This window comes from Pedobacter sp. 10L46_2, from assembly GCF_056395165.1.
Map to the genome: position 1 here is coordinate 1 of NZ_JBFTIZ010000231.1, position 6,778 is coordinate 6,778.

The 6,778-nt window shown below is 38.8% G+C and carries 5 protein-coding genes; 2 read left to right on the plus strand and 3 right to left on the minus strand.

The genetic code is table 11. The features are described 5' to 3' along the window. The first annotated feature begins 62 nt into the window (after window positions 1-62). Both AC1DDX_RS20065 and AC1DDX_RS20070 read left to right on the plus strand, forming a co-directional pair. Window positions 63-650, plus strand: coding sequence for a HupE/UreJ family protein (locus AC1DDX_RS20065; RefSeq protein WP_288879590.1), 588 nt, complete (start codon window positions 63-65; stop codon window positions 648-650). Between the two features lie 4 nt (window positions 651-654). After that, window positions 655-2,973 (plus strand): M1 family metallopeptidase, encoded by a 2,319-nt coding sequence (locus AC1DDX_RS20070; protein ID WP_477611794.1) that lies wholly within the window; start codon window positions 655-657, stop codon window positions 2,971-2,973. Between the two features lie 49 nt (window positions 2,974-3,022). On the opposite strand, the gene AC1DDX_RS20075 is transcribed toward AC1DDX_RS20070, so the two are convergent. The 3 genes from AC1DDX_RS20075 to AC1DDX_RS20085 form a co-directional block, all read right to left on the minus strand. After that, the gene (locus tag AC1DDX_RS20075; RefSeq protein ID WP_172661014.1) at window positions 3,023-3,460 is read right to left on the minus strand and encodes a tail fiber domain-containing protein; all 438 of its coding nucleotides are present in this window, start codon (window positions 3,458-3,460) and stop codon (window positions 3,023-3,025) included. A 51-nt stretch (window positions 3,461-3,511) separates the two neighbouring features. Next, complete coding sequence (locus AC1DDX_RS20080; protein WP_172661015.1) at window positions 3,512-3,811, minus strand: hypothetical protein; 300 nt, start codon at window positions 3,809-3,811, stop codon at window positions 3,512-3,514. 137 nt (window positions 3,812-3,948) lie between these two features. Continuing rightward, window positions 3,949-6,778, minus strand: a 2,830-nt coding sequence (locus AC1DDX_RS20085) for a DNA gyrase/topoisomerase IV subunit A (protein WP_477622472.1), incomplete at its 5' end; no start/stop codon positions are given.

Consider the following 6,778-nt stretch of genomic DNA (forward strand, 5'->3'; position numbering starts at 1 on the left):
GGTAGATATAAAATAGAATATTTCTTGCTATTCTGTATTCAAAATTACAACTTTAAACTATAATGCAAGATTTCAATCTCTATTTTGATCTTGGCTGGCACCATATTTTAGACTGGAAAGGCTACGATCATATACTTTTCTTACTTGCTCTTTGTGGTGTATACACCCTCTCCGATTGGAAAAGAGTACTAATTTTGGTTACCGCATTTACCGTTGGCCACAGCATAACTTTAGCCCTAAGTGTGTTAAATGTTGTGCACGTAAACACCGCACTTATAGAATTTTTAATTCCGGTTACAATTATGATAACTGCGTTAGCCAACATCCTTAATAAAAAGCCCAAGCCCAAGGCCATAAGGTTAAAATATACATTAGCACTCATCTTTGGACTAATACATGGCATGGGTTTCTCAAATTACTTAAAAAGTCTGCTTGGCAAAACTACCAACATCGTTGTGGAGTTACTTGCCTTTAACCTTGGGCTGGAATTTGGGCAGATACTAATCGTTTTCGGTGTACTCATACTTTCATTTATCCTTATTATGATCGTAAAAATTAAGCGGTGGGACTGGAATTTCTTCCTTTCATCCGCTATATTTGGTATATCATTTGTAGTGGCCGCCGAACGGTTACCTGCAATCCTTAACTAACAAAATGAAGAAACCGTTACTTCTAACTGCCGCATTGTTTTTCAATGTCGGTATATACGCACAATCATTAAATAATCCGGGTTCAAACCACGGTAATAAATTTGAACAGCTAGGCACAATCCTTTCTGATCCAAACTATTACCGCTCTGCATCTGGCGCACCCGGCCCTGCATATTGGCAGCAAAGGGCAGATTATGAGATTAATGCAGAACTGGATGAAAAGAACCTGCGTTTAAATGGATCTGAAACGATCACTTATTATAATAATTCGCCAGATCCTTTAAGTTATTTGTGGGTTCAGCTTGACGAGAATCAGAACAAAGCTACAAGCGACAATAAGCTTACACAAACCAGCAAAATAAAAGAGAAGATGACATTAGATGACTTCTCTGATATTATTGGCCGCGATGATGATCTTGGTGTTAAGATCATTAAAATTACCGATGAGAAGGGCACTCCTCTTCCCTACGTGATTAACAACACCATGTTACGGATTGATTTGCCTGTCGTGCTTAAACCTAAGGAAAAGTATAAATTAAAAATAACGTGGAATTACAACATCTCTGATCGTAAGATTGTACATGGAAGAGGTGGATATGAGTATTTTCCTCAAGACGACAATTATTTGTTTACCATTACACAATGGTTTCCGCGTATGGCTGTTTATTCTGATTTCCAGGGATGGCAAAACAAGCAATTCGAGGGCAGAGGAGAGTTTGCCTTGGTTTTTGGAAACTACAAGGTGAACCTGACTGTTCCGGCAGACCACATAGTTGGTGCAACAGGCGAATGCCAGAACTATCCACAGGTTTTAAGCGCAACCAGCTTAAGGAGATGGAATGAAGCACAAACAGCAAAAGCTCCTCTGGAAATTATAAATCTTAGTGAAGCAAAATCCGCTATTACAAAAAAGGCAACCGGGAAAAAGACATGGACTTATGTGGCCGAAAATGTAAGGGATTTTGCATGGGTATCTTCAAGAAGATTGGTTTGGGATGCTATGGCAACTTATATCGACGGAAAAAAAACAATGGCCATGTCTTATTATGGCCCCGAAGCTTACCCGATATACAGCAGGTATTCGACCAAGGTGGTTGCGCATACTTTAAAATCGTATTCTAAACACACCATTCCCTATCCATATCCTGTTGCAATATCTGTTGAAGCCTCCAATGCAATGGAATATCCTATGATTTGCTTTAATCATGGCCGTGCAGAAAAAGATGGTTCATACACGGAGTCACTTAAATATGGTGTAATCAGTGTAATTATTCATGAGGTGGGTCATAATTTTTTCCCCATGATTGTAAACTCCGACGAAAGACAATGGACCTGGATGGATGAGGGCCTAAATACTTTTTGCCAGTTTATGGCAGAGCAGGAATGGGACAATAATTATCCCTCTCAACGAGGACCAGCACATAAGATTGTAGACTACATGAAAATGCCGAAAGACCAGCTGGAGCCGATTATGACTAATTCCGAGAACATTGTAAATTTTGGCCCTAATGCTTATGCTAAACCAGCCACAGCGCTAAACATTTTAAGAGAAACCATAATGGGCAGGGAGCTTTTTGATTATTCTTTTAAAGAGTATGCAAAGCGATGGGCATTTAAACACCCTACTCCTGCCGATTTGTTCAGAACAATGGAAGATGCTTCGGCAGTTGACCTTGACTGGTTTTGGAGAGGTTGGTTCTTTAGTACTGATCCCGTAGACATTTCATTGAACGAGGTGCGCTATTATCGCATGAACAGCATGAAACAAGCAGTTGAAAATGCAGAAAGCAAGAAAGCATATGAAAAAGACAACAAATATCTGGGCCGAGAACGCAATAAGGCCGAGGGTATAAAGTTTGCCATTGAGCAAGACACAAGTTTGCTTGATTTTTATAATAAGTTTGATCGCTTTGAAGTAAGCAAAACGGCCGACGAGCAATTTCAAAACTATTATAACTCGTTAGGTACTGAAGAGAAAAAAATCTATGAGAGCAAAAAGAACTTTTACGAACTCGAATTCTCGAACCTAGGTGGTTTAGTGATGCCATTGATCATTGAATGGACATTTAAGGATGGCAGTAAAGAAACAGATAGAATTCCTGCCTATGTATGGAGAAAGAATGAAAACAAGATAACCAAAGTTTTTGCTAAGGATAAGGAAGTTGTTTCAGTACAGTTAGATCCAAATAGAGAAACTGCCGATATTGATGAGAGCAATAACTCCTGGCCAAGAAAAAGCCAGTCTACCAGGTTTGAATTGTTTAAGGAGCAACAGATGCCTGCAACAAACCCAATGCAGCAATCTAAAAACAGAATTAATTAAAAAGCCATCTTTCGATGGCTTTTTCAAAGATACTAAAACAAAAAACTACCTATTTAGACTTCTCTTTCAAGAGGTTTAATTCTTTTTTGAGCAACTCAATTTCTGCCTGCTGCTCTTTAATAGCTGCCACGAGTACGGGAATCAGATTTTCTGATTGCACTTCGCTATATCTTGCAACTTTTGAATTGTTCTTACCCTGGTTGTACATTTTAGTAGCCTCATAAACCATAGCAGGGTATTCTGATTGTACGTTACTGGCGAGGAAGCCGTATTGCTCGCCAGCTGGTAATTTAAGATGTTTGTACTTCTGTACATCGTATTTAAAAGTTACGGGTTGCAGGTTTTTTAAGTGTTCAGTAGAATTAGAAATCTTATCAACGTTTACTTTTAACTCTTGCTCCTCAATTTTTTGTGCATTTACTGAAAATGCAGCTGCGCTTAATAAAATGCCTAATACGGCACCTTTTGATACTAAAGGATATCTCATAAAATAAAATTATTGTGTAATATTTGAATCTTAATTGTAGTGTATTTACAATCAGATTTCAGGAGGGGGGTATGGTAGCGAAATAACCGAGGTAACCGTAGGCGATACAAAGCTATAATTAACCTTTTTTGAGGTTAAGGTATGCGCCAGATCTACAATTGGCTGATGAATAAAAACATCATCCGTAAGCTCCAGATTTTTTAATTCTTTCTCTTCCTCTGAGTTCTCAGAGTCTTGATCAGTATGATGGATCGATACTGTTTGTTTATGGTCGGTTACAGTAAATAACGACACATGCTTTACCAGCAAAAATGAAAGTAAAATAAGAATGCCCGTTAATTTTTTCAACATAAACCTAAGTAGTATCTATCCTTTAATTGTGATGTGTAATCTGACAAATATATTTATCTTATTCAAAATCCGGCAATGCTTAGCCAGAAAATGACAAAAATTTAATGATCAAAATAACGAAGATCAGGACATTAAGACTAAAACAAGCCTAACTGCCCCTTATCGTCAATTTCTATATCGTCAGGGTTAGTGATCTCAAACTTAATTTCTTTTGCCGGAATATCTTTCTCATCCTTCTTTGTCTCTGGGGTTTCTTTAGCCATAGGTTTCGGCTGAGCTTTAGGCTCTTCTTTACCTTCAGGCTTGGCCTTTGATTCTTTTTCTGGCGTTTTAGGTGTTCCCCACGCTTTTTTTGGTTTTCCCTCTGCCGCCTCCTCAGATGGCTTTTCTTCAACCTTTCCTACAGGTTCTTCTTTTGAAACAGGCTTTGGTTCCTTGGCGACAACAAAAGGCTTTTTCGCAACAGGTGATGCCTCCTCTTGTTCGACTTCAGGTTCTTCCGAAACAGCTTCCGGCTCTTCCGGCTCGACATTGCTTTCCTCTACTTCCTGGATATTTTCCTCTTCCCCACTTGTAGCTACATCCGCTGTTGTTTCAGAAGTTTCTCCTTCAGCTTGCTCTTCATTAGCAGACGCATCTGGAATACTGACCTTGCTTTCCAGAACTAATTCCAGTTCTTCATGATTAGAAATACTCACATTTTTTACGTCATGTTGAGTGATCCTGTTTCCGTTAGCCTTTATACCCTTTACATCAATAAACTCTGCTAACACTATTTCTAATGTTTCCGGGATTTGCGTTTTACCTTTAAGTACATCAACCGTTAATACTGCTTCTGGATTGCTGGTCAGGTAAAGGAATCTCGAACCATTCTCTTCACTAATCAGAGTACCTTTTTTACCTACGGCAATTGATTCAAATACAAATCTCTTTATGAAATAATTTTTAGCTTTCCCCTCGTATTGTACAACAGTAAATGGTTTTTCAGGATCAAATTTCTGGATCAGTATCAGATCTGCATCAAAGTGATTGCTCAATTCGAATGTACTCAGCTCATACCATCCCTCTTTATGAACCTGTAATATTTTATCATCACCATCGAATTCACCAAGGTATTTCCCTCTTCCATCAACATTAAGTCTTCTAAGCAAATCGTCATACCATATCTTAAGGCCGGAAAGTGTTGATACTCCTTTTGTTTTTAACAGGATCTTTTTGATAGGATACTTAGATACAATATTACCCTGAGAGGCACGCCCTTTAATCGCTATTTCAGCATAATCAAGGTCAAATTGAAGTTTCTTAAGTTTAGTGTGTGGTTTTAACTGAACCGTAATCACTTCAGCTTCTCCATTTGGGTTGGCTGTAAAATACAATACTTTAGAACCTTTACTTCCTTTGGTGAGGTCATATTCCTTATCGCGGGTTACACCAACTACAGCGAAACGTTTAATGTACGAAACGCCGCTGGCCCCATCTTTATAAACCATGTTATAGATGGTCCGTTCATCACCCTTTTTAAACACCTGTGCATGCAGAATTCCTTTACCAACAAAGGTTTTATCTGCCACCTTGGTGATGATACATTTACCATCTTCTCTGAAGACGATTATTTCATCAATATCGGAACAATCTGCAACAAATTCATCCTTACGCAAACCAGTACCCACAAAACCATCTTCACGGTTCAGGTATAGTTTTACATTGGCTAAAGCCACTTTAGATGCCTCTACCCTATCGAATAAACGAATCTCTGTTTTACGCTCTTTACCTTTACCATACTTATCTCTAAGTTTCTGGAACCAGGCAATGGTATAATCTGTTAGGTGACGAAGGTGATTTTTTACAACTTTGATCTCATCAGCTAAAGCTTTCATCTGATCATCCGCCTTTTTAACGTCAAAGCGGGTAATGCTACTCATTGGTTTATCAATAAGTTTTTTGAAATCTTCCGGCTGAATCTCCCTATACAAATCGGGTTTGAATGGTTCGAATAAAAGATTCAATACCTCAACAACCGTTTCAAAATTACCAGAATTCTCATAGTCCGCATTTTTGTACATGCCCTCCTGAATAAAGATCTTTAGTAGTGAGCTAAAGAATATTCTTTCCTGCAATTCATGCAACTTAATTTCCAATTCTTGTTTTAACAGATTCTTGGTATTATGAGTATTCTCGATAAGGATATCATTAACACTCAAAAACTGAGGTTTATCATCCTTGATAACACAAGTATTTGGAGATATAGAAACTTCGCATGAAGTGAAAGCATACAACGCGTCAATAGTTACATCAGGTGAGATACCAGGAGCAAGATGGATGACAATCTCTACATTCTGTGCCGTATTGTCTTCAATTTTCTTAATCTTGATCTTACCCTTATCGTTAGCAGATAATATGCTATCGATTACAGAACCTGTTGTTGTGCTGTATGGTATTTCGGTTATTACGAGGGTCTTCTTATCTTTTTCTGTAATTTTTGCTCTTACCCTGATTTTACCTCCGCGCATACCTTCGTTATACGCCGAGAAATCGGCCATACCGCCAGTAAAGAAATCAGGGAGAATATTTGGTCTGGTTCCTTTTAAAGATTCGATGGAAGCATCAATCAGTTCCAGAAAATTATGAGGCATAACCTTGGTAGCCAAACCTACCGCAATACCTTCTGCCCCCTGGGCCAATAGCAAAGGAAATTTAACCGGCAAAGTAATGGGTTCGTTGTTACGTCCATCGTAACTCAATTGCCAAACGGTAGTATCTGGATTAAACACTACTTCGTTTGCAAATTTAGACAAGCGCGCTTCGATATAACGGGCCGCAGCGGCACTGTCGCCAGTTACCGGATCACCCCAGTTACCCTGGCAATCTATCAGCAGTTCCTTTTGACCAATTTGCACCATTGCATCGCCAATAGAAGCATCCCCATGAGGGTGATATTTCATGGTATTTCCGATAACATTGGCAGCC